Source organism: Allobosea sp. GW821-FHT03A12 (assembly GCF_058986765.1).
Genome location: NZ_JBYSVZ010000003.1, coordinates 525725 through 551887 on the forward strand (window position 1 = coordinate 525725; position 26163 = coordinate 551887).

The following is a 26163-nucleotide window of genomic DNA, read 5'->3' on the forward strand; positions in this document are numbered from 1 at the left end:
ATCCTCCATTGTCGCAATTCGTCTGATCTGGTTGCCTGAGCCAGCTACGGTGTCGTAACGGACTCGGGATCGCCGCTTGCCGCCGGCCTGGGCCCCAGCCGCAGCCAGCCGTCCACGAGCCGCAGCGGCGAGTAGGATGCGCGCGGACGCTCGCCCGTTCCTGCGACCTCCGCGACGCTGTTCCAGCCGTCGCCCTCGGCCTGGATCCAGCTCCAGGCGAAGCCCGTGATCGCCGGCAGTGGCAACTGCATCGGCCCTGCCGCGGCCAGCACGGGGTTGCACAGAAAACTCGCCTCGAGCGAAGCCAGAGCCTTGGCGTAATGGGGCGAGGGAATATCGACACCCTTGACCGGAAGGATGCCCGAGGTGGCATGGACCGTCGCGAACGGGTCCATCAGCAAGGTGACGCGCGCCGGCTCCGGATCGGCCGGCGCCAGAAGAATGGGCCGGTTGGTGGCAGGCTCGACGCCGTCGCCGGCCGTCTGCGCGGCTGCCGCGTAGAATATCCGGTAGTCGGCACCGTTCGTGCCTTCCAGGAAGTAACCGACGAGCCCGTCCTCGATCTGGTTCAAGTTTCCGAGCCTGACCGGCACCTGCACGCGCGTGAATTCCAAGTCGTCCCGGACGGCGGCGAGGTCGGGACTGGCGCCGGATTGAATTTTCTTGATCTGCCTGGCGACCGCGTCCCAGCCGGTCGTCGTACTCGGTGCGCCGTTCAGCTCGAGGGACAGGGCGGCCCGGACCAGCGCCAACGGCCGGCCAAACAGAAGGCCGATCGCCTCGTCGGTATTCGCCTTGTCCGGCACGATCGTCGCCAGCGTCCGGTCGATGGTATGGGCGAGCTTTGCCAGGAAGGCACCGCGTTCGGGATGGTCGAGGATGCCCTTGACGAAGGCCGCGAGATGGCTGTCGGAGATCGCCGCGTTCGCTCCTTCTCCGGGCGGCGGCTCCCATACGGCATCGGTCTGTTCGTCCACCAGCCGGAGCATCCCGCAAGCGGCGCCATCGGCGGCATGGATCGAGAGACCGGGTTCGAGATTGTTGACGACCACCCAGCCGCATATCGGACTGGTCGATGGATGGTCATGAGCCTCCACATCGTCGTTGCGCGCATCCAGCAGGCGGAAATTCAGCCTAGCCGGTTGGACAAGCCGCGGCGGCAGATGCGACAGCCCGTTGGCGATGGGATCCGCCTCGAGGGGCATCAGGCTGCGGGCCCGCGCCAGCCTTGCGTTACGGAGGTCGAGGGCGCGTTCCTGCCCGAATGCGTCGATCAGAACGAGCCTGGTGATCTTGAGATAGCCGCCACGGAGCGGCAGGAACGGCCGGAATGGCATGGCCGTGGCGTCGTCACGTGCGGGGGCGAGCGCAGCCACCGCCTGTGTAAGCTCGTCATCAGGTGCGAACGGGTCGAGCACGCGCAGCTGCAAGGATCGTTGCCGCGCCTGGAGCGCACGGTTGAAGCCGTTCAGCACATGCGACAGGGCCGGGATGTCGCTCGCCTTGCCGATCGCATCGCGGAGCTGGTTGTCAGGGGCATGCGCGAGAAGGTCGGATAGCGAACGTGTCAGACGACGGAAAGCGCTCTGGGTGAGCAATCCGACGCCGCCTATCGGCGTCGGCGTTCGGAGAGGGGCTGCCGGGTTCGGGCGAGGCACGAGGTCTACGCTGTCACCATCGAGCTGGTATTGCGACGTCAGGATGTCGACAGCGAAGGCCGGGCCTCCGGCAGCTGATTCCGGCGCCAGAATCGGCGCGTACTCCACCTCCCAGTCCAGGAACAGCGGCAGCCACGGATTGCCGTTCCAACTGGCGAGCCCTATCGGTGCGGCCGGGCAACCGGCCAGCCGAAGCCCGGAGCCGGCCGGAGGCTGCAGCGCAGCGTCCGCCTGGATCAGATGCAGTTGCGTCTCGATGGTCGACGCCTTCCCTCCGGTCTTTGGCGCGAGCGCGGCGGCGATACGTCCCACCTGATCCGGGTCGGTCAGGATGGCTTCGACTAGCAAGGCGCGCGCCTCGGACGCGATCGGCAACGCCGCCAGGTCGAGCCTGGTCAGCCAGTCCTCCGCCGCGAACACCGTCGCGACACCGTTGGTCTCCGACCGGAGTTCCGCACGGATTTCATCGGCCCAGCGGCATCGTACCAGGCCGTCACCGCCATAGCGCTGCGGTGGGCGGGCATCCTCGCCCGCAAGCAGGATCACCGGCTCCACCGGCTCCCAGAAGCGAGCGCCTGGTGTCGGCTTGAGCAGGAATCCGTCGCCGCACTCCTTGCGTACTGCTTCGCGCAATCCGACAAGCGCATCGGCGAGCTGCGCCGCCAACGAACCGTTGGGAGCGCCGTCCGGCGGTCCGCCTGCCGCCGGTATCGTCAGCACGCCGATATCGGCGGTCTCGCGCACGAGGGCTGCACATTCGGCTTCGATCATGTCGCGCTGCGCCTGGGCAAAACGGCCGCGCTGCCTTGCATCGGCGAGCTCCGGCACCGCTTGCTCGGCGCTCTCGTCCTGCGCGCCATAGAGAACCTGCATGAAGCGCCGCCAGTCGAACACCAGCGCCTCGCGCCGGCTCGCCAGCAAAGCGCGGGCGCGCTCATAGGCTCGCTGTCGTGCATTGACCTCGGCGACCCTGGCCGCCAGCCCGGCGCCCAAGGGAACCGGAGCTTCCGGTGGTTCGTCGCGGCGCGCGCCCGACTTGGCCGCCGCCGAGGGCGTCGGCGCAACCTGCCACATCGTCTCGCCGGGCAGGCTGGCGAAGGCCCCGCTGTGAAGGGCATGTTCCAGCTTGACGGTCTGGTCTGCGCCCCAATGATCCGCCAGCATGCCGGACTGCGCGGCGTCGAGCAGGAACTCGGCGTGCTCGTCGCCCGCCAGGCCCGGGCGATGGGCCAGAAGCGCGGAGACGCATTCCGTCTCGGTATTGCCGAGCGCGATTTCGAGCGGCTTTGCCCGGCCGTTTGGATCGCCATTGGATGGATCCCAGACGATGCCGCGGATCACGCCAGAGCAAATCGTACGGTCGGGGCGGGCGCCCGCGCGGTCCGCATAATCCCAGGCAGAGCCCCCCGTCGTCGGCGACATCGCCCCCAGCGGCTCGAGCCGGGCGTCATCAAACCAGCTTGCGATCAGATAGCTCACCCGGTCGCCTCCGGCCGGATCGAGCCCATCCAGATCGTCCATCGGGTCGTGGAAGCCGAAGACATTGCGACAATTGGGATAGTAGGCGGCGAAGCTGACCTCGCCATACCCCACGGCGGTGAGCGGTTGGCCATTCCCGAAACGATCCTCGCGACCGGGGCTTTCGCTCCAGCCAGCAAGATCGACGCAACGCCCGAGAAAGCGGTGGAACTGACCGCCATCCGCGGCCTCGAACGGGACCGACACCGTCGCTACCGACGGGTCCGGATCGTGGAAATCGCTTTCGACAACCCAAGCCCGGATATCGGGCGCCGGATGGCGAGTTGCATCCTTGCGCGCAACGATCCGCACGACCAGCCAGCGATTGGGCACGGGTGGGAACGTCAGCTCGCCGGCCTCGTCCGTCCGCCCCCTGGTCAGCGCGTCGGGGAGCGCCCAGTGCAGGTGGATGCCCGCTTCCGGCATGCTCCGCGGCAGCACGCCGACGCTATCGCCGAGATAAGGCTTGCCGCTCCATTGTCCCTCGGGATCGGCGCTCGGCAGATCCGAGAACACGGCGGTCGCGCCGCGGAACTGCAGCTTGGCCGCACCGGCGTCTGAACCGACGCACAGCGCTTCCACACTGATCGGGACGATCAGGCTGGAGCCGGTCACGATGTGGCTCCCGATCGCCTGAAGGTGACCGCGCCGACGCCTTCGACCATTTCCCGGGCGAACTCCGCAGCGGTGAAGAGGCCTGAGGGCAGCGTGGCCCCGATCGCGGTGGCGAGCTCGTCGATTTTCAGCACGCGGCCATTCCCCCGAAAGCCGACGGGGACGCTTGCCACGGCCCCGCGCAGCAGCTTCGAGACCGCGCCGCCATGAATCTTCAGATCAACGCCGAAATGGATCGCTTCCGGTGGTTCATGCAGGTCGATTTCCTCCACGATCCCCTCGAAGAGTGCGATCAGCATGGTCGGAGACAGGGCCTCAAAACGCAGAACCTGCAGCCTCTCGCCACTGTGCGAACGGGCTTCAATCTCCATGCCGGGCCAGAATGACACCGCTCGTGAGCGCAGGAGCAGGCCGCTGACCTCTTCCGACGGGCCGCTGGCCGCCGTGGATCTTGCAAGCGTGCGCGCCGCCTCGGCCGCGGCGTCCTGTACGCCAGCGGCCAGATCCTCATCATGCAAGCGGTCGCCGGTCGTGAAGCGACCAAGGCTGTAGGCTCCGTCGGCGAGGCAATCGATCCAGTTGAAATCGAGCTGGAAGAACCGGACCGATTCCGGCGGCAGCATCGCTTCGTCGGGAACCAGGTGAGGAAACGGGATGCCTTTGAGCAGTCGCAGCCGCGCGAGCCACTCGCTCACCACCGCTGGCGGTGACGCTGTGGGCGAGGCAGTGGCGGGCTGGACGACGGCTGGCGATGTCGTTGCAGCCGGCTGATCGAGCGCTGCGCCCATTCGCTCCCCCAGCGACGCAGCCGCCGCGGCTCTGAGATCGCCGGCAGAGACCGCCTGCCCGAGGCGCCTGCCGAGAAGCTCGCGCTCTGCCTGCGCGACCGTCGCGCGCCGCGTCGCGGTCTTCCATCGGAAGAGTGCCGTCGAGAAGACGCGATCCTGCAAGGCGAGCAGTCGGCCGATCTGCCAGGCAGTTGCGTACGAGACATCGAGCATTCCGGTGGCGGGATCCCGGCGCAGGGCGGCGTCGGCACTGTCGACCGGAACGATTACCGTGCGCGGCGTCGCGAGCGGCGCGAGCGGCCCGCGATACCACGATACGGCTGTCCCGCCGTCGCGGAGCTGGTGGCTCAGCGGCAGGTAGCCCAGATTGGCAGCCGCCGCGAGATAGGCATCGCCGTCATCTCCGGCCGCCTCGGCGTTTCGTGCAGCTGGACGAAGCGCGGCACGGTCGAGGGCCGTCAGGCATTCGTTGAAGGTCTCGGGTTCTGCCAGCGTATGGAAAGCCCAGCTTGTGAGGCAGGCGAGCCGGATACGCCCAGGCGGGCCGGATGGCCTGGCTCCGGGGCCGGGAAGCCAGGCATCGAGACCTTCCAGCGAGACCAGGCAAGCAAGACTGCGGCTGCCCATGCGAGGCAGCCGGTTGGCGACCACAATGGCATAGTCCCGGACTGACGCCGCAGTCGTACCGAGAGGGCCGGCCTTGCGGGCCGTTGAAGCGATCCGACCATGGGCCAGCCAGGTCATGTCCTTGCGAGTCGGGGCAAGCGACTGGAACAGCGAGAGGTCGAGGTCGATCGTCTGGCAGGGATCGTCATAGCTTTCGCCCGGATCGAGCCGGCCTAAGCCTTCATAGGAAATCGTCCCGGCGGGAAGCTTTCCGCCGGGATGCACATCGGCTCCGACGAGATCGAGAACAGTCATGGTCCTGGGTCCGGCCACGGCCTCGTCCTGGTCGAAGACAAGCAGCGCCAGCCAGGGCGTCAGCCCCGAGGCCGGTGAGCCGGAACCTGCCAGCGAGCGTTCCCATGGCAGCGTGCGCCGCTTTATCACGACATGCGGCAAGACGTTGAAGAACTCGCCTTGCGCGGACTGCGGCGGAAACACCGAATCGATTTCGGCTGGGTCGAGCGCAAAACGCTCGCCCCCAACCGCGAACGCAGCCTTGTGCAAGAAGCTGTCCTGACCACCGGGCAGCCCGACGTGTTGCGTGATGCTGAGCTCGTACTCGCCGGGTGGCATCGGCGGGTGATGATGCTCGACGAAGCTCAGCGCCGTGCCGACGGCTTGAGGGGCGACCGAGGTGTTCATGCGGTCTGTGCCCCAAGGGTGCAATTCTGTGGCTGGTGGGACATGCGACGCGTACGTGCCGGCGAACCCGGCCGAATGGGCAGGCCGCGGCGGGCGAGGGCAGCCGCCACGGCTTCATTGCTGGCCGTGGCGGGCTTGTCGGGCCTCCGGCTCCAGTCGAACGGCAAAGTCGCACCTTCCGTATATCGCAGCGCCTCGATCGGAACATCCGCGGTGCGGTGGCCGTCGATCCGGGCCGGCACGATCCGCAGGCCGACCAGTGCATCTGCGACCAAAGCCTGCCCGCCCAGGCTCGGCATGGTCAGCGCCTGCGGCTTGTCGCCATCCGAAGGGGCTTCACTGAGCCAGAGAGCGGCGGGGACGTTGCGCAGGATCGGCGTCACGACCATGTCGGTCACGGCGGCGATCTCGCCGGGCCGCAGACGCGCGCGTGTCAGCACGATGACGAGGTCTGACTGGAAGGCGCTTGCAGGAACAGCGGCGGGCGCGATGCCGACGGCAGCGGACCAGGGTGCTCCCGCGGCAAGTGGCGCAGAATTGAAACTCACGCTCTTCGCCGGGATCACGCAGGCCACCTCAAGCGCGAGCCGCTCGCCGTTCATCACCCATTGCAGCGGGCCGGAATAGCCCTCTTGGCGGGCGAGATCGCGCATCAGGCCAGCGGCCGGGCGCGCAAGGCAGATCGTGTTGGTCGCCCCCGGCCCCGACCAAGGGAGAGTCGCGCCTGGCGGCAGCGACAGCGCCGACGGCAGGAAGGTGGTCTTGAACTGCGCCCAGCTCAGCGGCGTGCGATCAGGCGTACTGGAGCCGAAGGGAATGGTGAACGACACCACGTCCAGATCGATCCAGGCTTCCCCGCCGAAGGGCGGACCGTGCAGGGTCAGTTCCGCTCCGACATGCACGGAGATCGTCACGCTGGTGAACAGCAGGTCGATGGTGACCTGCGCGCCGACGCTGATCGAGATCGAGACCTGGTAGGCGAAGGGTTTCCAGTAGACCAGGAAGTCGTAAGCGGCCCTGAACCAGGCCCTGACAGGTCCGCAGTCCCAGATCGCCTCAAGCGTGCCGCCCATCATGACCGCGTTCGGCACCAGGGCGAAATAGGATGTGCCCTTGATTTGCAGTGCACTGGAGAGCCGCCACTGTATCGCCAGACGCGGCACCTTGGGATAGTGGGCTGGAACCGGGAATTTCGGGTGATAGCCGCCGAGCGTGACGACGAAATCGCCTTCATGGGGGCCGGCGAACCAAGCGTAGAACGCAAATCCTCCCGTCGGATGGCAGTCATGCGAAAGCAGGAAGGAGTTGCGTGTCAGTTGCCCCTGCACGGCGATCAAGCCAGCTGATGGCTGGACGCTCGCCATCAGGCTGACTTCGATCATCGCGATCGGGTCGGGCGATGCCGGTGGCACGCTGAGGCGCGACAGGCCCAGTAGCGAGATGTTGCCGGGGTTGTTGAGCGGAACGGTGACCAGAGCCACCGACTGGATCAGTTCGAAGGAGCTGAAACGCAGCCCAGCGGCCAGCCATTCCTCTCCAGCCTGCGGATGGACGTCGCGGTCCATCGCCCGCATAACTTCGGCGAGACCGAGGCTGCCGAATCCGGAACCAGGCATCGCTGCCTGCACCAGCGAGAAATCGCCGACCTCCGCGGCATCGGGCCGGCGCAGGCGGCTGTTCAGTCCGATACCGGCCGCAACGCCGCGCACATAACAGAAGGGCGGCCCGCCCAGCGGCGCTTCGAGCACGCCGAACACGAACATCGAGGTGTTGTCGCCGAGATCGGGCCTGGCTGGATCGGGCGTGGCATATTCGCCAATGGCTGAGAGCGCGTAGCCGGCCGCGCTGATCCGGACCGAGCCCTCGTAGAGTCCGGGGCCGCCGCGCAGCAGGCCGCCCGAAATCGCGACGGGGCCGGTTTCGAAGCCGATGCCGATGCCCGCGAGTTCGAAGGAGGGGTCGAACCGGTCGAGCCGCGAGCCCATGCCCAGGCCGGCGAGGCTGAGAGTCAGGCCCTGCAGGCTGAGATGGCTGTCGAATAGCAGGGTGAAGCGGCCGTTCTGGAAGCGCAGGCCGAGCCGCTCTAGGGTGAAAGGGCCAAAGCCCTTGTTGACGACGAGCCAGCTGGTTTCGTCGATCGGCGGGGGCGGGGCTGCAGCCAGCATGCCGGCGGAGGCGGGAGCTACGGCCGCTTCGGGGCCGGCAACGCTGTGCAGGCCGAGCGGAACGCTGCCAAGTCCGCTCGCGAGCAGGCTGACATCCAGCCCTGCCGCCACCGGCAAGCGCAGGTCGACACCCCCGGTCACGGCTTTGAAGCGTTCGGCATCCACAGCGGCGAAGGCCTGCGAGGCCTTCGTCACCCTGAGCGCTTCCAGCTTGAGTCCCGTGCCTTGCCGCAGCATCGGCCCGGCGACTGGCAGTTGCGCCGGATCGATCATGCCGAGCCCGACCTGCATGCTCATCAGATGGGTCCAGCACGCCTCGCCACCGGGCGTGGCGGCGCGCTTCTCGGCTATCAGCCGGAATGCTGCGTAGTCCTTGCCGCCGCTGGTGACCTTGCACGAGACCGAAAGCTGACGGTCCGCGGCACCCATATTGAAGGCCAGCTCGAGCTCCTCGACCGCGAGGTCGCCGGCCTCCAGCGGGTAGTCCAGCCCGACCATCCGCTCCAGAGATCGGATCAATCCGCCGAGGCGGATCGGCTCGCGGCCCTGCGCCACCCGGAAGAGCCATTCGCTGCCCGGCGCGCCATCGGCCTCGACATGGTTGTATCGGGCCGAAGCGACAAACGCGATCCCATCGATCTCGAAGACCATGTCGAGTGCGGCGCTGAGCGAGCCGTGACCGCCAGCGATCGCACGCTCGACAGAAAAGCGCGCGATCTGCATCTCGAAGTCGGGAAAGACCTCGAAGCGCGTCGACGAGTTGCCGCTCAGGCTGAAAGCGCCGCTGGCCGGTGCGATGCTTAGGCTCAGCTGTTGAAGGTCGAAGTCGGGCAATTCGGCCGGTCGGCCGACGCGCGCGAGAAACGTTTCCGCGACCTCGCCGACGCGCAACTCCGGCACTACGATCGAGAAGGTGCATTCCTCGTCGAGGACGAGATCGACATGGGCGCGCCAGCCGGCGATGACGATGGTGCCGGCGAGATGGCCGCTGAAATCTGCGCCGTCATAATCGGCCGTGATCTCGATCTCCTCGATCGAAATCGTGGTCCCGCCGAGGTCGAAGCTCCAGCCGCCCTGGGTCTCGATGCGCAGGCCCAGGCTGCCGCGGTCGAGATTGCCGTGGATATCGAGATCGAGCAGGGTGCAGCTCGGTCGCGCTACCGTCGGGAGGAAGCGCTCGAAGACGGTGCCGATGTCGAGCGTCTCGCCAACTGCCATCGCGGCCGAAAATTCGCCGCTCTCGGGATCGAGCTCGACGACGAAGCGCGACGAGCCGAGCATCCAGTCGCCGCCGATGGAAAGCTGCGTCTGCGGCCCGTCACCGGTGTCACTACGTTCGACCGAGAAATAGGGCTGGATCGCGAGGACGCCGTCGATCAGGCTCCATGGGCGCTGCGTCGACAGAGTGAAGCTCAGGTGCTCCAGCGCAAACAGGTCGAGGCCGATCGTCGCCTCGAAGTCGGCCAGCCCGATCTCGCCGAAACGGTCGAAGGGCGAAGGCAGCAGCGCCTCCAGCGCATCAAGGCCGAAGGCGTGCTCGATATCGGCCAAGGAGAGCGGCTCTTCGTCCTCGAACGCGGCCTTCATCTCCGCATGTGACTCCGAGAGCTGGATTTCGAGGTCTAGCGTGCGGTCGCCGAGTGCAATCGCCGCGTACAACATGATGCCGCAGACGCCGCGCGCATCCCGACCGATCGGGCCGGAGCAGCCAATTTCCGCGACCGTGACAGCAAGCTTCGCGACGCCGGAGGCGCTGAACGACGCGAGCCCGCCCGCCGCCTCGTCATCTGCCGCATACCACAGCGCGAGTTGTAGCGGACCCTCTTGCTCATCCTCATCCTGGTAGATGACACCGGCTGCCGGACGCTGATCGAAGGTGCCGCAGAGTTTCCGGGCAGCCGTGAAACTCTGCTCGTAGCCGGCAATCCGCGCTCGGAAATTCAGGCCCGCGGAGAGCGGGGTAGCGATCGGCGTCTGCGGCTGGCCAATTGAATAGACGACTCCATCGGGGTCGTCGAAATCGCAGGACGAGAACACCAGCAGTGCATCCTGGAGCGCCAAATCCGGCGGGAACGAGATGTCCAGCCATGGCAGCGGAGGCTGCAGGAACCAATCTGCGAGACGCCAGTTCGGTGTCGCCCCGGCGAGCGCGAACACGCACTCGATCGCATCCTCATAGCGCTGAAACGGGTCTGTCGATTCAAGCAACGTCATCGCGATGCCGCGCCGACCGAGACCGAGCAGTTCGACCGTGCCGCTCAATGTCAAGCGCTCGTCCGGATCAGACGTCGCGACGACTACGTCATGCAGTTCGAGGCGGCTGACGCCGAAAAAGCAGAGCCATTGGGCGGGGAGATAATCGGATTGAAACAGGTCGCCGGTCAGAGCCAGCCGCCCGGTCGCACTTTCCACAGTGAGCGCAGCCCGCAGTTGATCGAGACGCACGCTCATAATTCGGGCCGCTGGTCGCGTTGCAAAGCCCGAATGCCGTGACTGCCACGATCGCGCATCATTTCAGTTCCCGTTCGCCGATGGGGCGGGCGCGACAGCCACCACTTCGTCGTTCAAGCGCTGCACCTTGAGTTCGATAGCGGAACGGTAGGTTCCAAGCCGCTCGGCGGCCGCAGCGACGACACGACGAACCGTTGCCTCGATGATCTTGTATTCGAAGAAATCTAGGCTTTCCTTTTGTGCGTCGAAAGTATGGTCGAATATTTTCTTGTACGTCTTGTCTTCTTGTTGGAAAAAAATCTTGTATCGAACGTAGTTCCCAAGCGGTAATGGTAAGTCGAAGATGCCGCGTAACCGTTCCCTCACATCTTCGGAAATGGCGTTGAAGACGAGTTCCGCTTGCTTTGCCTCTTTAATCCGTTTCCAGCGTTTCGTCTCGCCGGCTGCCCATTGCTCCTTCGTCGGAATGGTGCCGGCTGTGAGGAGTTGTCCGAGCGGATCCTTCGCGGCGATGGCGCGCGCGTCCGCTTCCGTCATTGCGGCGGCGGCCTTTGCATCCAGCTTCGTCAGCGCGGCCTTGTAAGCATCATAGGACACAATGCGTTTCCCGATCTCGTCGAGTGTAGCCGAAACGTTCGGCGTCTGGCCGCCGCTCGTCATCGACTGCTTCAGCAATTGCAGCGAGCGCAGCCATTCGGCTTCGCTTTTCAGGAAGGCACTGCGCCTGGATCTGACGCCATCGTTGGGAAAGAGGTAGCCCGTGACCTTCACTGCGAGCTTGACCTCGTTCTGCTTGTCGTCCTGCAGACTATAGGCTGCGCGGGCCGTGCGTTGGCCGGTCTCGATTGCCAGTTGCTCTGTGTTGCAGTGCTGGCTGCCGGAGATGAAATTTTCGAAGACCTCGTCGCCGCCATCACCGTGACCAACGAGGTGACACCATTCCTGGCTGGTCCTGATCATCTCCCTGAGGGGTTTCGCGAGCTTCTCGGCCGCGTCCTGTGCCTGTTTTCGCGCGGCTTCCTGAGCGTCCTGAAGCGCCTTCTGCTCGGTGGCGCTGAGGGGCTTGGCGGCGGGTTGCGCGCCAGCAGGCCGAGGGCCAGGTGCAGATTGAGCTGCAGGCGCGGTCGCCTTCTCCTGCATCCAGGGCTTGACCGCGGCGGACAGGGCTTTCCACGCCTTCTTCGCTGCGCTGTCTACCTTGGCGACTGCAGCACCCGTCTGCTGATTCTCCTGCGTGACCACAAGCCCGGCAAAATCGGTTGCACTCGCCAGCGAGGCACCCGGATAGACGCCGACAGTCTTGAATGCCTCCTGCATCACGGCTCCCGCGCTGTCGCGCGCGCCGAACTTGCCGCCGATCGGGACGGGATTTTTGATAGCGGAGGCCGACCAACCGCCCTTCTGCTTCTTGGTATACAGCAGTCGCGCGCCATCGCGCGTCATTTCCCGCGCCGGCAGCGGTTTCGACGTCAGCGGTAGATTCTTCTTGCCTCGGACGGGGGTACCTGGAAATTTCTTCCAGTAGCTGATTTCGCTGCTCATAGATGCGGAGACTTGGGGAGGCAGTGCAGTCTTCAGCTGCGGCGACGATTTGGGCAGTCTGACTTCGAAGCCCTTGAAGTCTGCTGGTGCCACACGCACTTTTGCTTTCGCATCAAGGCCGAGCGAAAGGCCGAGATTGACTCCGTCAGTTGTCGATGCGCTCCATCTATAGTCCGCCTCTGCCGGGTTGTCGGATCTCATGCCGCCGCCGCCGCCTCCGGACGGAGGTGCACTCGCGTGGTATTCGTAGATCGTAAGAGCGCTGTCCTCGACACCGTAGATGCAGCTATCGACCTCGTTTCCGATCTTGCGGGGTGGGTAAGGCTCCTGCCACCAAGCGCCACCCTTGACGACGAGCCGCGTACCATCTTCCGCGTCATCATAGTAGTAATCGAAGAATTGATAAGGTATCCAGACTGCGTAAATGGGCTTTTTGGCAAATATTCTCTCTTTATTGTCTGACGCATCGCTGAACATATACGCTATTTCGGCAGGAATTTTTGTAGTAATGTCGCAAAATGGTGCGCCCGCGTCCAGTTTCATATATTTAAAACAGCCAACCCACCCTCCATCTTTGAAAGATGTGCCGGTGGCATTTCGTAAGCTTGTGTCCTTTATATAGTCAAATGTCATGTCGCAGATCGAGACACGCTTCAGATTTTGAAGAACCTCGACTAATTTGAATTCTTCTTTCGCGTCCGGCTTGTCAGGGACAGAATCGACCTCCATCGCCCCCGTGGCGTTGACCGATGGAGTGGCCGCAGGCGGGGCAGCGGCCGTACCCGCGGCGACAGCGGGTTTGACTTCTTTCGCATCGACAACCCTTGCTTTGACAGGGGTTTTCGTCGCGGTATCAAGCAGTTTGTAACAGGGCTCGCGCAGATAATCGTCGAGGTGACACAGCAAATCCCACGCTGCGAATTTGGTCTGCTCAGCATACAGCGCCGGCTGACCTGCAGCCGTCGCCTCGGCTTCCTTCTTGACGTCATTATAGTTTAATTCGGGGATATTCTTACGTTTTCCCGTAATGCGGCCCTTTTTCCCAGCCGCGCTTTGTCCGGTTTCGGTAAGTTTCTTCAGTAATTCGCGCTTCGACGACGGAATGCCATTCCGATGAATGATACAGATCTCGCCGTATCTGAGAGGTATATACGAAGCGAACAACTCATGATTAGTTGGCACAAGCCGAGCTTGAGAAATTGCCATTTGTTCTTTGATATCATTAGGCTTTATCTTTAAGATTTTGGCACTTATGACCACTGTTTCAGGTTTATATTTTGCTGCTTTATCTGCGGCTTTTGCTTTTTTAAATTTCGCTGCCCTGACCGATTTTGGTTTTGTTTCAGAGGGCGCTTCCTGAAATATACCGCATGCTATGCCGTGCGCACGCAGTTGCTTGATTTCCTTGTTGATGGCCAGCCGCTCGCTATGCTCCGGCATCAGCGGAAAGCTTTTCAGCTTCCTCCCGATCTCTTTTTTAACTGCCTTCATTGACAACAGGCTTTTCAACGGTGCGGCAGCGGCGCTGGCGGCTGCCGCAACGGGCTTGTCCGCCTTCTCCTGTCCAGCGGGTGCTTTGTCCTCGTCAGGATCCGGTGGGGGATCCAGCCGAAAGCCAGTTCGGGAATCATTCTGGTTTATGTAACGGGCCGGACCTTCATCCTGCCCGAGCTTGTTGCGGACATAGGCCTGCAGATAGACGGGCATATCCCTATGTCTCCCCCTTGGCCACGGCACTGCGACAAATGGCGAGGTTCTGCCTTGTCGCCGGGTCGTCGCCGTCGCGAGCCAGCGAGGCCTCGAAGAACGGAATCGCCTCGGCTGGGCGCGTCAGCCCGGCAAGAAGGCTGCCGATGCTGAAAGCGAGATCGTCCTCCTCGCCAAGGTCGAGGTAGCCCGCCCACAGGGTGTGGAGCCCCTTCGCCAGGGTTCGCCGCTCGCTCGAACTCGCCTCATCGAGGCAGCCTACGAGGCGCTCGTAGCAGCCGCGGAAGATCGCGACGTCCCAGTCGCTGAGCCGCAACAGGGCGATCAGCTGGCGCAGGCTCATGCCGTCGTAATTCTCATCGCAGGCCTGCTTCAGCATGAAGAAGTCGTCGGGGCCGAAGTGGCCGACCTCGCGGCGATAGGCGCGCTCGAGGCGCCGTGCGGTCGCGGCATCGAGCCCGAGGCCGAGGCCGACGACGGCAATGCTGGCATGACCATGTTCCGGCAACAGCGCGAGGCCGCCGGCGTCGCGGGCCCAGCCGGCGACGACATCGTAGTTGACCTCGAAGGAGAAGCTGCCATGGCGCAGGGGCTGTTGCGGCGCCTGCCCCTCATGATCGCTGAGCCTGGTCTTGCCGCGGTCGCATGACAGGACGCCGAGCGGCCCCGCCGTCAGAGCGTGCAGGCGCGCGATGCAGCCGAGCGCCCCGCTCGGGAACAGGAACGCGCCCTGCGCCAAGTCGCTGGCGTAGCGGGCAAGCTGAACGTTCCAATCGGCATCGGCGTAGCGGTCGCGCCGACAAGGCACGGCGCGATGGGCGAGCCGGAGCGCGGCGATGCGCTCGGCCGGCATTGCACTCGGCGCGTCGTCATCGACGCTGCGGACGAGCAATTCGTGCATCCGGCCGGCGCCTGTCTGGAAAAGGTCCTGTGTCGTCCCGTCGAAGACGTAATTGGCGATCACGGCGAGCCGCCCGCAACGGTGGTCCGGCGCAATGACCCGGCCGCTGATTTGGAGCTGGAGTTCGCTATCTAATTCGGCGTCGAAGCGGGCGAAGTCGAGCCTGCCTTCAGCGATGAAGCGGGCGAACGCCGGATGTCCGCGCCAGAAATCGATCGTGGCCTGGCTGATGTCAGTCATGACGTAGCAGACTGGCGTGACCGGTGGCATGTCGGCGAACAGGCGAGTCAGGAGGGAGAATGCAAACCGCCCGGAGCCGGCCCCCAGCTCGATGACATGCGTCGGCGAAGCCGTATTGCGGCTGTCGTCGTGATCTTCGATGAAAGCCTGCAGCATCGCCGCATAGGCGCCGGCAATATAGGGGTTGGTCGTGACATAGCTGGGAACGGTGTTAGTGCGCCATGCCTCGATGCCGATCTCCGTGAAGTAGCGTCTTTGCAACGCCCAAATCTTCGAATCCGAAAGGGAACTCCACCCGTCGATGTGCGGAACGTCAGCACGTAGAGCCTGATCGAGCATCATTGTCGTCATTGCCGAAGCAGCTGCTGGACCATGAGCCAATCTTGATGGCGTTGTATGACGATAGGATACCGACCTACGTGCGAACAGACGGGCCGCGACGGCATTTGTGAACGGCTGTCAACCGCCGGGTAGCTGCAGACAACCCTGATGTTCCGGGGCAGCATGAAGCGCTCCAGGCGCGGCGGAGCCTGTCTTGCCAGAAGACTTGCGCTGGGGAGGTCGCTTTTTAGGGCAACCCAACGGGTTGAAGCGAACGTCCGCTTCCAGACAAAGCATCAATGTCCGCTATTGGCGCAAAGCGGATACTACCCCTCCGCGCAACGACACACTCTACACAGTTAATCTGAGCGGAGCCTGCGTGCCAAGCTCATCCGTTGGGGTGATCGTTGGGGCTAATCTTCGTCTGCCCGCTTAATATGTCAATAAAATCAAAGCGCTACATCAAGCGAAATGGCGGACAGGGCGGGATTCGAACCCGCGATACGGTTTCCCGTATACACACTTTCCAGGCGTGCGCCTTCAACCACTCGGCCACCTGTCCGGCGCGCTGCTTATGGCGTCCATGCGCGCGACTTTCAAGGCCTAAAGCCGCAGGCCGCACAGGGTTGCGCGCAATTGTCCTTTATCGTTGCATGCTCGCGGGCGAGGGGAGACATGCAGATGCGCCCGCGGCAGGTCGTCGGGCACTTGCGGCACCAACTGCGGTGGGGATGGGGGAAGGCTTGCGGTTTCTCGTCAGGATGCTGGGCTACCTCCTCGTCGCCGGCGGTTTCGTCGCGCTGCTCACCGACGGCGCGCGCTCGATCGCCAATTCGGTTCTGCGCTTCACGCCGCTCGGGGAGACCTTGCTGACGCTGGTCGGCGAACGCTTCCGGCTGCTGCAGCCCGCCGTCGAGCGCAATCTCCATCCCATGCTCTGGGACCCGATCCTCGTAAACGCCCTCCAAGTGCCGACCGCCGCGGCCGGGTTGCTGCTCGGCTTGCTGCTGCTCTGGCTCGGTGCGGCACCCAAGCCGGTGATCGGGATCGTCACGCGGCGGTGAGCAACTTGACTGGCCTTGTCGCCCCGGCGCCGGTCCTGTTGCGACAGACGATTGCCCTCGAAGCGGCCGTCGCGAAGGGAATATCAGTTCCCGATATGTTCTTGCAACCCTGACGCGCTTCCGCTAGCGTCATTGCGCGGAGCTGGGGTGGGCTTGGATGGTGACGCGAGTCGCGACGGTGGCGTTCGAAGGCATCGAGGCACGCGCCGTCGATGTCCAGGTCCAGGTCACGCCCGGCGGCGTCGCCTTCATCCTTGTCGGCCTGCCGGACAAGGCGGTCGGCGAGAGCAAGGAACGGGTCCGCGCCGCGCTGATCGCCTCGGGGCTGGCCCTGCCGGCCAAGCGCATCACCGTTAATCTCGCCCCGGCCGACCTGCCGAAGGAAGGCAGCCATTACGATCTGCCGATCGCGCTCGGCGTCATGGCGGCGATCGGCGCGATCCCCGCCGATGCGCTTGCCGGCTATACCGTGCTCGGCGAGCTCGCCCTCGACGGCTCGATCGCACCGGTCGCCGGCGTGCTGCCGGCGGCGATCGCGGCCTATGGCAGGGGACAGGGTCTGATCTGCCCGGCGGCGAGCGGGCCGGAAGCGGCCTGGGCGGCGCGCGATCTCGATATCCTCGCGCCGCGTTCGCTGATCCAGCTCGCCAACCATTTCAAGGGCACGCAGGTGATGGCGCGGCCGGAGCCCGCCGTCGCCCGCCAGAGCGGACCCTTGCCGGATCTGCGCGACATCAAGGGTCAGGAGAGCGCCAAGCGCGTGCTCGAGATCGCCGCCGCGGGCGGCCACAACCTGCTGATGAACGGCCCGCCCGGCGCCGGCAAGTCGATGCTGGCGAGCAGGCTGCCCTCGATCCTGCCGCCGCTCGATCCGCGCGAGCTGCTGGAGGTCTCGATGGTGCTCTCGGTCGCCGGCCATCTTGCCGATGGCGAGTTGACCGACCGCCGTCCCTTCCGCGCCCCGCATCATTCGGCCTCGATGGCGGCGCTGGTCGGTGGCGGCCTGCAGGCTCGGCCCGGCGAGATCTCGCTCGCCCATCACGGTGTGCTCTTCCTCGACGAATTGCCGGAATTCCAGGCGCAGGCGCTCGATGCCTTGCGCCAGCCGATGGAAACCGGCGAGGTGCTGATCTCGCGCGCCAACCACCGCACCGTCTATCCCGCGAAGTTCCAGCTGATTGCGGCGATGAATCCGTGCCGCTGCGGCAAAGCGACCGAGCCGGGCTATGCCTGCCGCCGCCAGCCGAACGAGCGCTGCATGGCCGGCTATCAGGCCAGGATCTCCGGCCCGATGCTAGACCGGATCGACATCACCATCGACGTTCCCGCCCTGACGGCCGCTGATCTCATCCTACCTGCGGCGCCCGAAGGCTCGGCAGAGGTCGCTGCCCGCGTCGCTGCGGCCCGCGCCCGCCAGTCGGCGCGCTATGCCACGCTCGGCCTTCCCGGCGGCACGACCAATGCCCGCTGCCCCGCTGCGTTGCTCGATGAGGTGGCACGGCCGGACGCGGCCGGGCTCGCGCTGCTGCGCAGTGCCGCCGAGGCGATGCGGCTGACGGCGCGCGGCTATCATCGCGTGCTCAAGGTCGCGCGCACGCTTGCCGACCTCGACGGCGAGGATCAGCTTGGGCGTATCCATCTCGCCGAGGCGCTGTCCTATCGCTCGCGCATCGACCAGGCGGCCCAAGCCGCCTGATGAAGGATTGCCGCCTGATGAAAGGTTAACGAAACCATTCAAACCATCCGTCATCCTCGCCGGTGGGGCGAACCCTTTCTCAAGAGGGGGCGTGATAGATGGGATGGCATGATCGAGCTGCCGTCCTCCCTCGTCCTGCTGACCGGCGTCGCCATCGCCGTGGCGATCGCCTGTGCCGTCGTCGCGATCCGGCTGCTGCGGGAACGGCGTGAAATCACGCAGCAGGCGAGGGCGCTGACAGCCGATGTCGAGAAGCTGAGCGACCGGCTCTGGGTGCTCGCTGACAGCGAGGAGCGCTATCGCAGCCTGATCGAGGCGCAGGGCGACCTGATCGTACGCCGCAGCGAGGGCCGGATCGTCTATGCCAACGCCGCCTATGCCGCGCTGCTCGGCAAGGGCGAGGCTAAGGCCGTCGGCAGTGTCGAGCAGCCGCGTGTCCGTATCGCCCGGCCGGCGCAGGCGCTGCCGGGCGGCGCCCGCGTCATCGACGAGTGCGTGGAGACGGAAGACGGCGAGCGCTGGCTCTCCTGGGTCGAGACGGTCGTTCCGGTCGCCGCCGGGCAGACCGTGCTGCAGCGCGTCGGCCGCGAGATCAGCGGGCGTATCGCAGCCGAAACCGCTCTGGAGGAGGCGCGCAGTCGGGCCGAGGAAGCGAGCGCCGCCAAGTCGCGCTTCCTGGCGACCGTCAGCCACGAGTTCCGCACACCGCTCAACGGCATCCTGGGGATGGCCGACTTGCTCGGCGACACCCGGCTCGATCCGGAGCAGGCGACCTATGTCAAGGCGCTCAGAAGCTCGGGCGAGGCGCTGCTCGGCCTCGTCGACGACATCCTCGACTTCGCCAAGGTCGAGGCCGGCAAGCTCGAACTCGCTGACACGCCGTTCGATCCTGCGGCGCTGATCGAGGACGTCACCGAGCTGATGGCGCCGCGCGCCCAGGCCAAGGGCATGGAGATCTCCACCTTGCTCGGGCCGGACCTGCCGGGGCGGCTCGTCGGCGATGCCGAGCGCCTGCGCCAGATCCTGCTCAATCTCGTCGGCAATGCCGTGAAGTTCACGCAGGCCGGCGGTGTCAGTATTGAGGCGGATGCTGTTGCCGGTCAGTTCGTCGTCGCCATCGCCGATACCGGCCCGGGCATCCCGGCGGAGCGCCTGGCGACGATCTTCGAGGAATTCGAGCAGGGTGGCATGACCGGCCATCGCGACCAGGCCGGTACCGGCCTTGGCCTCGCCATCGCACGCCGGCTCGCCCGCGCCATGGGCGGCGACATCGAAGCCGGCAATCGCGCGGACGGCGGCGCCTTGTTTCGGCTGGCTCTGCCGCTGCGCGCCGACGCAGCTGGAGGCGCGCGCGCTGGCTCGCCGGATTGGCAGGGCCGGCGCATCCTGGTCGCATCGTCGGCGCCGTTCAGCGCTACCCATATCACCGCCTGCCTCGAACGGACGGGTGCGCAGGTTCTGCGGGCCGCAGACCACGCGCAGACCCTCGCAGCGCTCGCCGGTGATTCGGCGTTGTCAGCTGTGCTGATCGATCGCGATCTTCCGGGCGGCGAGGTCGAGGCGGTGGCGGCCGCGGCGCGGCGCGCCGGCGTCGCCGACATCGTCATCATGCTGGCCCCGGCCGAGCGCCGCAGCTTCGGATCGCCCTATGCCGCCGGCTTCAGCGGCTTCCTGGTCAAGCCGATCCGGGCGCGCTCGCTGCAGGTGCGGCTCGATCCGGTCGAGCGGCTGCAGCACGCAGCCGAGACGGTGCCGGCCCACGACGTGTCGGCAGAGCGGCCCATCGCCGGTTTGCGGGTCCTCGTCGCCGAGGACAACGAGATCAACGCGCTGCTGCTGACCCGCACGCTGGAGCGGCTCGGCTGCATGGCGGTCTGGGCGCGCGATGGCGGCGAGGCCGTCCGCCTGGCCGAAGAGGCCCGCTCCGGCAGGTCGCAAGGCTTCGATCTCGCCTTGCTCGACGTCCGCATGCCCGTCCTGGACGGGCTCGCCGTTGCCCGGCGGATCCGGGCGGCCGAGAAGGCGCAAGACCTCACCCGGCTGCCGATCGTCGCCGTCAGCGCCAATACGGCGGAGGAGGATCGGCGTGAGGCGTTCGCCGCCGGCATGGATGATTGCCTGGCTAAGCCGCTCTCGCGCGAGCAGTTGCGCGGCTGGGTCGAGCGGCTTTCGCAGCTGCGAACGGGGCAAATGCTGTCGGCTTGAGCCGCGTTCACTCCACGGACGGTTGGCTTCGTCATCGCAGTGACGTAGTTTTGTCGCGATCCCGTAAGACGGTCGGCGCAGAGCTGTCATGCGCCGATCCGAGATCGCAGGGGCCAGACCGTCTATGACGCACGACGTTTTTCAGGGTTCCCGTCAGCCGGCAAAGCAGAAGCTGGCCGGCCAAGCCCTGTTGCAGCGTTTCTCCCCCTCGAACCTGCTCGCCGCCGGCAAGCAGCTCGGCGGTTTCGCTTTCCCCGGCCCTGACGCGCTCTCCGGCACGCTCGGCCGCTCCGGCGCGCTCGAGGTCCGGTTGGCGCGCGGACCGCGCGAGATTTGGCGGGCGCAGCGCTTGCGCTACCGCGTGTTCTACCAGGAGATGTCGGCCAAGCCCGATGTCGTCTCGCGCATGTTCCGGCGCGACGCCGACCGATTCGATGCCGTCTGCGACCATCTCCTCGTCATCGACCATGCCGCGCGCGGCCGTTTCGGCGGGATCAAGCCCAAGGTCGTCGGCACCTACAGGCTGATGCGTGAGCAGGCCGTGGCGCGGCTCGGCGGCTTCTACACCCAATCGGAATTCGACATCGCGCCGCTGCTTGCGCGCCATCCCGACATGCGCTTCCTGGAGCTCGGCCGCTCCTGCGTGCTGAAGCCCTACCGCACCAAGAAGACGGTCGAGCTGCTCTGGCACGGCATCTGGGCCTATTGCCGGCATCACCGCATCGACGCGATGTTCGGCTGCGCCAGCTTTGACGGCGTCGACCCCGATATGCTGGCGCTACCCTTGAGCTTTATCCACCATCACGCCACCGCCCAGGGCGACTGGCGCGTCGTGGCGCAGCCCGATCGGCATGTCGCGATGGATCGCCTGCCTGCGGGCATGGTCGACGCCAAGCTCGCGCTGAAATGCCTGCCGCCGCTGGTGAAGGGCTATCTGCGCCTGGGCGCCCGCTTCGGCTCCGGCGCCGTGATCGACAAGCAATTCGGCACCACCGACGTGCTGGTCATCCTGCCGGTCGCCGCGATCGACCGGCGCTATATCGAATATCTCGACGGCGAGGCCGGACGCTACGCCGCCTGATTCGGGCTCACTCGCCCGCGGCGGCGAGGTCGCGCAGCGCCTGCCGGTATTCCGGATAACGGAAGGCATGGCCGAGTTCGCGCTTCACCAGCGCGTTCGAGACCCGCTTGTTCTCGCCATAGAAGCTCGCGGCCATCGGCGAGAGCTTGGCCGGATCGAACGGAGTTTCCGGCGGCGGCGTGAGGCCGGTAACCTCGGCGGCGAAGCTGACGACGTCCTGCGGCGGTGCCGGCTCGTCATCGGTGACATTGTAGATCGCCCCCGCACGCGGCTTTTCGAGCGAGGCCGTCAGCACCCCTGCGATGTCGTCGACATGGATGCGGTTGAAGACCTGGCCGGGCTTGACCAGCCGCGTGGCGGTGCCGGCCCGCAATTTGATGATCGGGTTGCGGCCGGGGCCATAGATGCCGGAGAGACGGAAGATCTGGACAGGCTTGCCGCTGCGCTCGCCGAAGCCGAGCCAGTCCTGCTCGATCTCCAGACGCTGCCGCGAGCGCCGGCTGGTCGGCCGGCATTCGGCCGTCTCGTCGATCCAGGCGCCGCCATGGTCGCCATAGACGCCGATGGTCGAGAGATAGCCGATCCAGCGCAGGTTTTCGGCGGCGGCGAGCTTGTCGGCGAGCGCGCCGAGCACCGGATCGCCGTTCTCGTCGGGCTGGGCCGAAACCAGCACCGCATCCGCCTCGGCGACGATCTTTGCCAGGGGCGTCGACACTGCGAAGCCGCCGAAGACCAAAGTGTGCAGCCCTTGCTTGCTGAGCTCGCCTGCCTTCTCTGCCGAGCGCACCGTGCCGGTGACCTCCCAGCCCTTCGCCAGAGCGGCGCGCGCGAAGAACCCGGCGGAATAGCCGAGGCCGAAGATGACGAGCTTCATGCAGGTTCCAGTTGGTTTGGAGAAGGCTGAGCCCATTCGGCCCGGACAGCGGGATCGGTTTCCTGCGCGAGACGTGCCGGCGCGAGTTTGGCCGCACGGGCGGGCAGGAGTTGCCAAAGTGCCCAGGCGGCCATCGCCCTGACCAAAGGCGAGGCGTCGTCGAGCAGGGCCTCGGCGCTTTCCGCCAGCGCCGGATCGCCGCTGTTGCCGATCGCGATCAGGACATTGCGGATGAAGCGGTCGCGGCCGGTGCGTTTCACCGGCGTGCCGGCGAAGAGCCTGCGGAAGGCGGGGTCGTCGAGCGCGGCGAGGTCGGCGAGCGGCAGGGCGTCGAGCTCGCCCTTCAGCGCCAGACGCGTCTCGTGCGAAGCTTCCGCGAACTTGTTCCAGGGGCAGACGGCAAGACAGTCGTCGCAGCCGAAGACGCGGTTGCCGATCCCAGTGCGGAATTCGGCGTCGATATGACCTTGATGCTCGATGGTGAGATAGGCGATGCAGCGGCGCGAATCGAGCTGGTAGGGCGCCGGAAAGGCCTTGGTCGGGCAGATGTCGAGGCAGCGCGTGCAGGAGCCGCAATGGTCGCGCTCCGGCTCGTCCGGGGGTAGCTCCGCCGAGGTGTAGATCGCGCCGAGGAAGAGCCAGGCGCCGTGCTGGCGCGAGACCAGCACGGTCTGCTTGCCCTGCCAGCCGAGCCCGGCCGCCTGCGCCAGTGGCTTCTCCATCACCGGGGCGGTGTCGACGAAGACCTTGACCTCGGCCTCAGCCCGGGCAGCCAGCACCGAGGCGACGCTTTTCAGCTTGCCCTTGATCACGTCGTGATAGTCGCGCCGGCGGGCATAGAGCGAGATCGCGCCGCGATCGCGCTTTTCGAGCACGGCTAGCGGATCGCCTTCGCCGGCATAGCTCATCCCGAGCATGACCACCGATCGGGCGGCCGGCCAGAGCGTCGCGGGATCTGCGCGCTCCGCGGTGCGCTCGGTCAGCCAGGTCATGTCGCCGTGATGGCCGGCATCGAGCCAGCCGGCGAGGCGTTCCGGCGCTTCGGGAATGGAACCGACGCTCGCGACGCGCAGCACCGAAAAACCCTCGGCCTTGGCGCGTGCGGCGATCGCGGCCTTGAGCTTGTCGGGGTTCAGAAGTCCAGGTCGTCGTAATGGGCCGAGGGCGCCATGCCGGGAATCCGGTCGCTCAGCAGCGGCCGGAAGCTCGGTCTGGACTTGATCCTCGCATACCATGCGCGGGCAGCCTCATCCTCGTCCCAGGGCACGTCGCCGAGATAATCGACGCAGGAGAGATGCGCCGCCGCGGCGAGATCGGCATAGCTCAGATTGTCGCCGGCGAGCCAGTTCCGTTTCGCCGTCAGCCAGGCGATGTAGCGCAGATGATAGCGCACATTGCCGCGCGCTGCGCGAATTGCGCTCATCTCCGGCGGCCCACCGCCCTCGTCGCGGCTCATGAAGCGCTTCATCACCTTCTCCAGCACGAGCGGAGCGGTGATCTCTTCGTTGAACTTGATGTTGAACCAGTCGAGCAGCCGGCGAACCTCGATTCGCCCGCCGGGCCCCTCCGGCAGAAGGCGGCGCTCAGCCAGTGCCAGCCCGCGGGTCTCGTCGAGATATTCGGCGATCGGCCCAGGGCCGGGAATGACGAGGCCGCTATCCTCGCGCAGGACAGGGGTCGTGCCGGCCGGATTGAGCTCGAGGAATTCGCGCCGCCGTTCCCAGACGCGCTCTTCGACCAGCGTGGCGTCGAGACCGAACTCGCCGAGCGCAAGTCGGATGAAGCGCGAATGAGGACAGAGCTGATAATGGTGAAGCGTGGCCATCGATTGCTGGAACAGATGAAGGTTCGGATGAGGTAGGCCGGCGCGTGATGCAGCGCGATAGAGCGCCCTCGTATAGGCCTGCCGGCTAAGCCTAACAACCCGGGACGGGTTGAAGTGGCGGATTGCGCAGAAATCCTTGCAGGTCTGGTAACCAATTTGCAAAGACCCTGCGCCATAGCTTTAACGCGTTCGGCGCAGCTTTGTTGCGCCGCACCAGCAAGGCTCGGAAGGACCCTCCCATGCATGACCTTCTTGTCGCCGCCGTGCTCGGCGTGGTCGAGGGGCTGACCGAATTCCTGCCGGTGTCCTCGACCGGCCATCTGCTGCTGCTCGGGCACTTCCTCGGCTTCGAATCCAAGGGCAAGGCCTTCGAGATCCTGGTCCAGCTCGGCGCGATCCTGGCGATCCTGCTGGTCTATTTCCGCCGTCTGCTCGACATCGCCCTGCGCCTGCCGACCGATCCTTCCGCACGGCGCTTCGTCCTCGGCGTGCTCGTCGCCTTCCTGCCGGCGGCGGTGATCGGTGCGCTCGCGCATGGCTTCATCAAGGGCGTGCTGTTCAATCCCTTCCTGGTCTGCTGCACGCTGATCGCCGGCGGCCTCGTCCTGCTCGTCGTCGACGAGCTGGAGCTCGAGGTGAAGCACCACGACGCCACCAAATTCCCGCTGCCGATGTATCTCAAGATCGGCTTCATCCAGTGCCTGGCCATGGTGCCCGGCGTCTCGCGCTCGGGCTCGACCATCGTCGGCGCCATGCTGCTCGGTGCCGACAAGCGGGCTGCGGCCGAGTTCTCCTTCTTCCTGGCGATGCCGACCATGGCCGGCGCCTTCGCCTACGACCTCATGAAGAACTACAAGGAGCTGACGACCAACGATCTCACTTTGATCGGCATCGGATTCGTCACCGCCTTCATCTCGGCGTTGATCGTTGTCCGCAGCTTCCTCGATTTCGTCTCCAAGCGCGGCTTCACGCCCTTCGCCTGGTGGCGGATCATCGTCGGCTCGGCCGGCCTCGCCGGGCTCTGGGTCTTCGGCTGAAGGCGGGCACGGAACCTCTGCCGTCTTTCCGGGGCAGGCCAAAGGCCTGAGCCCGGAACCCATGAACACTGCCCTTCTCCGTCATGGTCGGGCTTGTCCCGACCATCCACGTCTTTGCTTCCCTGATCGCGTGCGGTGTTCAAGACGTGGATGCTCGCCACAAGGGCGAGCATGACGAACTGGAATAGCGTCGGTGTTCATGGATTCCGGGCTCTTCGCTGCGCGAAGCCCCGGAAAGACAGGTCAGCCCGACACCGGCCCGCGCCAGGTTCCGAGCAGCATCTCCAGGAAACGCTCCGCCGCCGGCGCCAGCTTGACGCCGCGGCGCCTGACCACGCCGATCGTGCGCGAGACTTCCGGGTCGCGGATCGGCCGCGTCACGATGATCGGGTGATTTTCGCCAGGCGTCGCCAGCTTCGGCAGCACCGAGATGCCGAGGCCCGCCTCGACCAGCCCGAGCGAGGTCGAGAGGTGCGTCACCTCGAACGACCAGTCGAGCCGGACGCCGATCTTGACCAGCGCCGCATCGAGGATGGCGCGGTTGCCGCTGCTGCGGCTGACGGTGACCAGCGGATGGCCTTCGAGATCAGCCCAGCCCAGAGATGACTTCCGTGCCAGCGCATGGTCGTGCCGGCAGGCGAGCACGAAGGGATCGTCGATCAGCGGCTCGAACGTCAGCTCGGCATCGGAACCGCCGATCAGGTTGATGCCGAACTCGACCTCGCCGCGCGCCACCGCCTCCAAGCCGTCATTGGCCGAGAGGTCGAGGATGCGGAAGCGGATGTTCGGATACTGAACCTGGAAGCGCGCGATCACCGAGGGCAGGAAGTAGAAGGCGGCCGTGGGCACGCAGGCGAGCGCGATCAGCCCGGCGCGGCGGCTGCCGAGATCGCGCATCGCGAAGATCGAGGTATCGAACTCGTCGAGCATACGCCGGACCAGCGGCAGCATTTCGCGCCCGACCATGGTGAGCGCGACTCGGCGCGTCGTCCGCTCCAGCAGTGCTGCGCCGACCGCGCTCTCCAGCCGCTGGATGCGCCGGCTCAGGGCCGGCTGCGACATGTTCAGCGCTTCGGCGGCACGATGGAAGCCGCCGAGCTCGACCACCGAGATGAAGGCGCGCAGGTCGAGGGCTTCGAAATTGATGCTCATGACGTATCAATAGCG

Annotated in this window: 14 protein-coding genes and 1 tRNA gene; 5 read left to right on the forward strand and 10 right to left on the reverse strand. The window is 65.7% G+C overall.

What is annotated here, in order from left to right; translation table 11 throughout:
- Positions 1 to 44: 44 nt before the first annotated feature.
- The 6 genes from AC3WLC_RS10125 to AC3WLC_RS10150 all read right to left on the reverse strand — a co-directional run bounded on the left by AC3WLC_RS10125 (position 45) and on the right by AC3WLC_RS10150 (position 15776).
- Positions 45 to 3791: a hypothetical protein gene (locus AC3WLC_RS10125; protein WP_493683811.1), complete on the reverse strand. Its 3747-nt coding sequence runs from the start codon at positions 3789 to 3791 to the stop codon at positions 45 to 47.
- Positions 3788 to 5887, reverse strand: coding sequence for a hypothetical protein (locus tag AC3WLC_RS10130; RefSeq protein WP_493683812.1), 2100 nt, complete (start codon positions 5885 to 5887; stop codon positions 3788 to 3790). The genes AC3WLC_RS10125 and AC3WLC_RS10130 overlap by 4 nt, the downstream gene beginning before the upstream one ends.
- Positions 5884 to 10497: a DUF6603 domain-containing protein gene (locus tag AC3WLC_RS10135; protein ID WP_493683813.1), complete on the reverse strand. Its 4614-nt coding sequence runs from the start codon at positions 10495 to 10497 to the stop codon at positions 5884 to 5886. The genes AC3WLC_RS10130 and AC3WLC_RS10135 overlap by 4 nt, the downstream gene beginning before the upstream one ends.
- A gap of 69 nt (positions 10498 to 10566) precedes the next feature.
- Positions 10567 to 13752 (reverse strand): hypothetical protein, encoded by a 3186-nt coding sequence (locus AC3WLC_RS10140; RefSeq protein ID WP_493683814.1) that lies wholly within the window; start codon positions 13750 to 13752, stop codon positions 10567 to 10569.
- Between the two features lie 4 nt (positions 13753 to 13756).
- A complete protein-coding gene (locus AC3WLC_RS10145; RefSeq protein WP_493683815.1) occupies positions 13757 to 15154 on the reverse strand; it encodes a hypothetical protein in 1398 nt (465 codons plus the stop codon).
- Positions 15155 to 15686: 532 nt separating this feature from the next.
- A tRNA-Ser gene (locus tag AC3WLC_RS10150) sits at positions 15687 to 15776 on the reverse strand.
- 199 nt (positions 15777 to 15975) lie between these two features.
- On the opposite strand from AC3WLC_RS10150, the gene AC3WLC_RS10155 reads away from it, so the two are divergent.
- From AC3WLC_RS10155 to olsB, 4 genes are all read left to right on the forward strand, one after another.
- The gene (locus tag AC3WLC_RS10155) at positions 15976 to 16278 is read left to right on the forward strand and encodes a hypothetical protein (RefSeq protein ID WP_493683816.1); all 303 of its coding nucleotides are present in this window, start codon (positions 15976 to 15978) and stop codon (positions 16276 to 16278) included.
- 157 nt (positions 16279 to 16435) lie between these two features.
- Positions 16436 to 17974 carry a YifB family Mg chelatase-like AAA ATPase gene (locus AC3WLC_RS10160; protein WP_493683817.1) on the forward strand — a complete coding sequence of 513 codons (1539 nt, stop codon included), beginning with the start codon at positions 16436 to 16438 and terminating at the stop codon, positions 17972 to 17974.
- Positions 17975 to 18082: 108 nt separating this feature from the next.
- Positions 18083 to 20179: a response regulator gene (locus tag AC3WLC_RS10165; protein ID WP_493683818.1), complete on the forward strand. Its 2097-nt coding sequence runs from the start codon at positions 18083 to 18085 to the stop codon at positions 20177 to 20179.
- A gap of 124 nt (positions 20180 to 20303) precedes the next feature.
- The gene (gene olsB / locus AC3WLC_RS10170) at positions 20304 to 21260 is read left to right on the forward strand and encodes a l-ornithine N(alpha)-acyltransferase (protein WP_493683819.1); all 957 of its coding nucleotides are present in this window, start codon (positions 20304 to 20306) and stop codon (positions 21258 to 21260) included.
- Positions 21261 to 21267: 7 nt separating this feature from the next.
- Here olsB and AC3WLC_RS10175 read toward each other — a convergent pair whose 3' ends face one another.
- The 3 genes from AC3WLC_RS10175 to AC3WLC_RS10185 are packed head-to-tail and all read right to left on the reverse strand — an operon-like array spanning position 21268 to position 23959.
- Positions 21268 to 22134, reverse strand: a complete 867-nt coding sequence (locus tag AC3WLC_RS10175) for an SDR family oxidoreductase (protein ID WP_493683821.1) — start codon at positions 22132 to 22134, stop codon at positions 21268 to 21270.
- Entirely contained in the window at positions 22131 to 23270 is a 1140-nt protein-coding gene (gene queG / locus AC3WLC_RS10180) for a tRNA epoxyqueuosine(34) reductase QueG (protein WP_493684533.1), read from the reverse strand. Before queG ends, AC3WLC_RS10175 begins: the two co-directional genes overlap by 4 nt.
- Positions 23267 to 23959 (reverse strand): glutathione S-transferase family protein, encoded by a 693-nt coding sequence (locus AC3WLC_RS10185; protein ID WP_346360888.1) that lies wholly within the window; start codon positions 23957 to 23959, stop codon positions 23267 to 23269. Before AC3WLC_RS10185 ends, queG begins: the two co-directional genes overlap by 4 nt.
- 239 nt (positions 23960 to 24198) lie before the next feature.
- On the opposite strand from AC3WLC_RS10185, the gene AC3WLC_RS10190 reads away from it, so the two are divergent.
- The gene (locus AC3WLC_RS10190; protein WP_493683822.1) at positions 24199 to 24996 is read left to right on the forward strand and encodes an undecaprenyl-diphosphate phosphatase; all 798 of its coding nucleotides are present in this window, start codon (positions 24199 to 24201) and stop codon (positions 24994 to 24996) included.
- A gap of 243 nt (positions 24997 to 25239) precedes the next feature.
- Here AC3WLC_RS10190 and AC3WLC_RS10195 read toward each other — a convergent pair whose 3' ends face one another.
- The gene (locus tag AC3WLC_RS10195; RefSeq protein ID WP_493683823.1) at positions 25240 to 26148 is read right to left on the reverse strand and encodes a LysR family transcriptional regulator; all 909 of its coding nucleotides are present in this window, start codon (positions 26146 to 26148) and stop codon (positions 25240 to 25242) included.
- Positions 26149 to 26163: the final 15 nt, after the last annotated feature.

Bases quoted from the DNA above. Each gene is read 5' to 3' on its own strand.
- AC3WLC_RS10130 (WP_493683812.1), bottom strand. From the start codon at position 5,887: ATGAACACCTCGGTCGCCCCTCAAGCCGTCGGCACGGCGCTGAGCTTC.
- AC3WLC_RS10140 (WP_493683814.1), bottom strand. From the start codon at position 13,752: ATGCCCGTCTATCTGCAGGCCTATGTCCGCAACAAGCTCGGGCAGGAT.
- AC3WLC_RS10155 (WP_493683816.1), top strand. From the start codon at position 15,976: ATGCTGGGCTACCTCCTCGTCGCCGGCGGTTTCGTCGCGCTGCTCACC.
- AC3WLC_RS10160 (WP_493683817.1), top strand. From the start codon at position 16,436: ATGGTGACGCGAGTCGCGACGGTGGCGTTCGAAGGCATCGAGGCACGC.
- AC3WLC_RS10165 (WP_493683818.1), top strand. From the start codon at position 18,083: ATGATCGAGCTGCCGTCCTCCCTCGTCCTGCTGACCGGCGTCGCCATC.
- olsB (WP_493683819.1), top strand. From the start codon at position 20,304: ATGACGCACGACGTTTTTCAGGGTTCCCGTCAGCCGGCAAAGCAGAAG.
- AC3WLC_RS10175 (WP_493683821.1), bottom strand. From the start codon at position 22,134: ATGAAGCTCGTCATCTTCGGCCTCGGCTATTCCGCCGGGTTCTTCGCG.
- AC3WLC_RS10185 (WP_346360888.1), bottom strand. From the start codon at position 23,959: ATGGCCACGCTTCACCATTATCAGCTCTGTCCTCATTCGCGCTTCATC.
- AC3WLC_RS10190 (WP_493683822.1), top strand. From the start codon at position 24,199: ATGCATGACCTTCTTGTCGCCGCCGTGCTCGGCGTGGTCGAGGGGCTG.
- AC3WLC_RS10195 (WP_493683823.1), bottom strand. From the start codon at position 26,148: ATGAGCATCAATTTCGAAGCCCTCGACCTGCGCGCCTTCATCTCGGTG.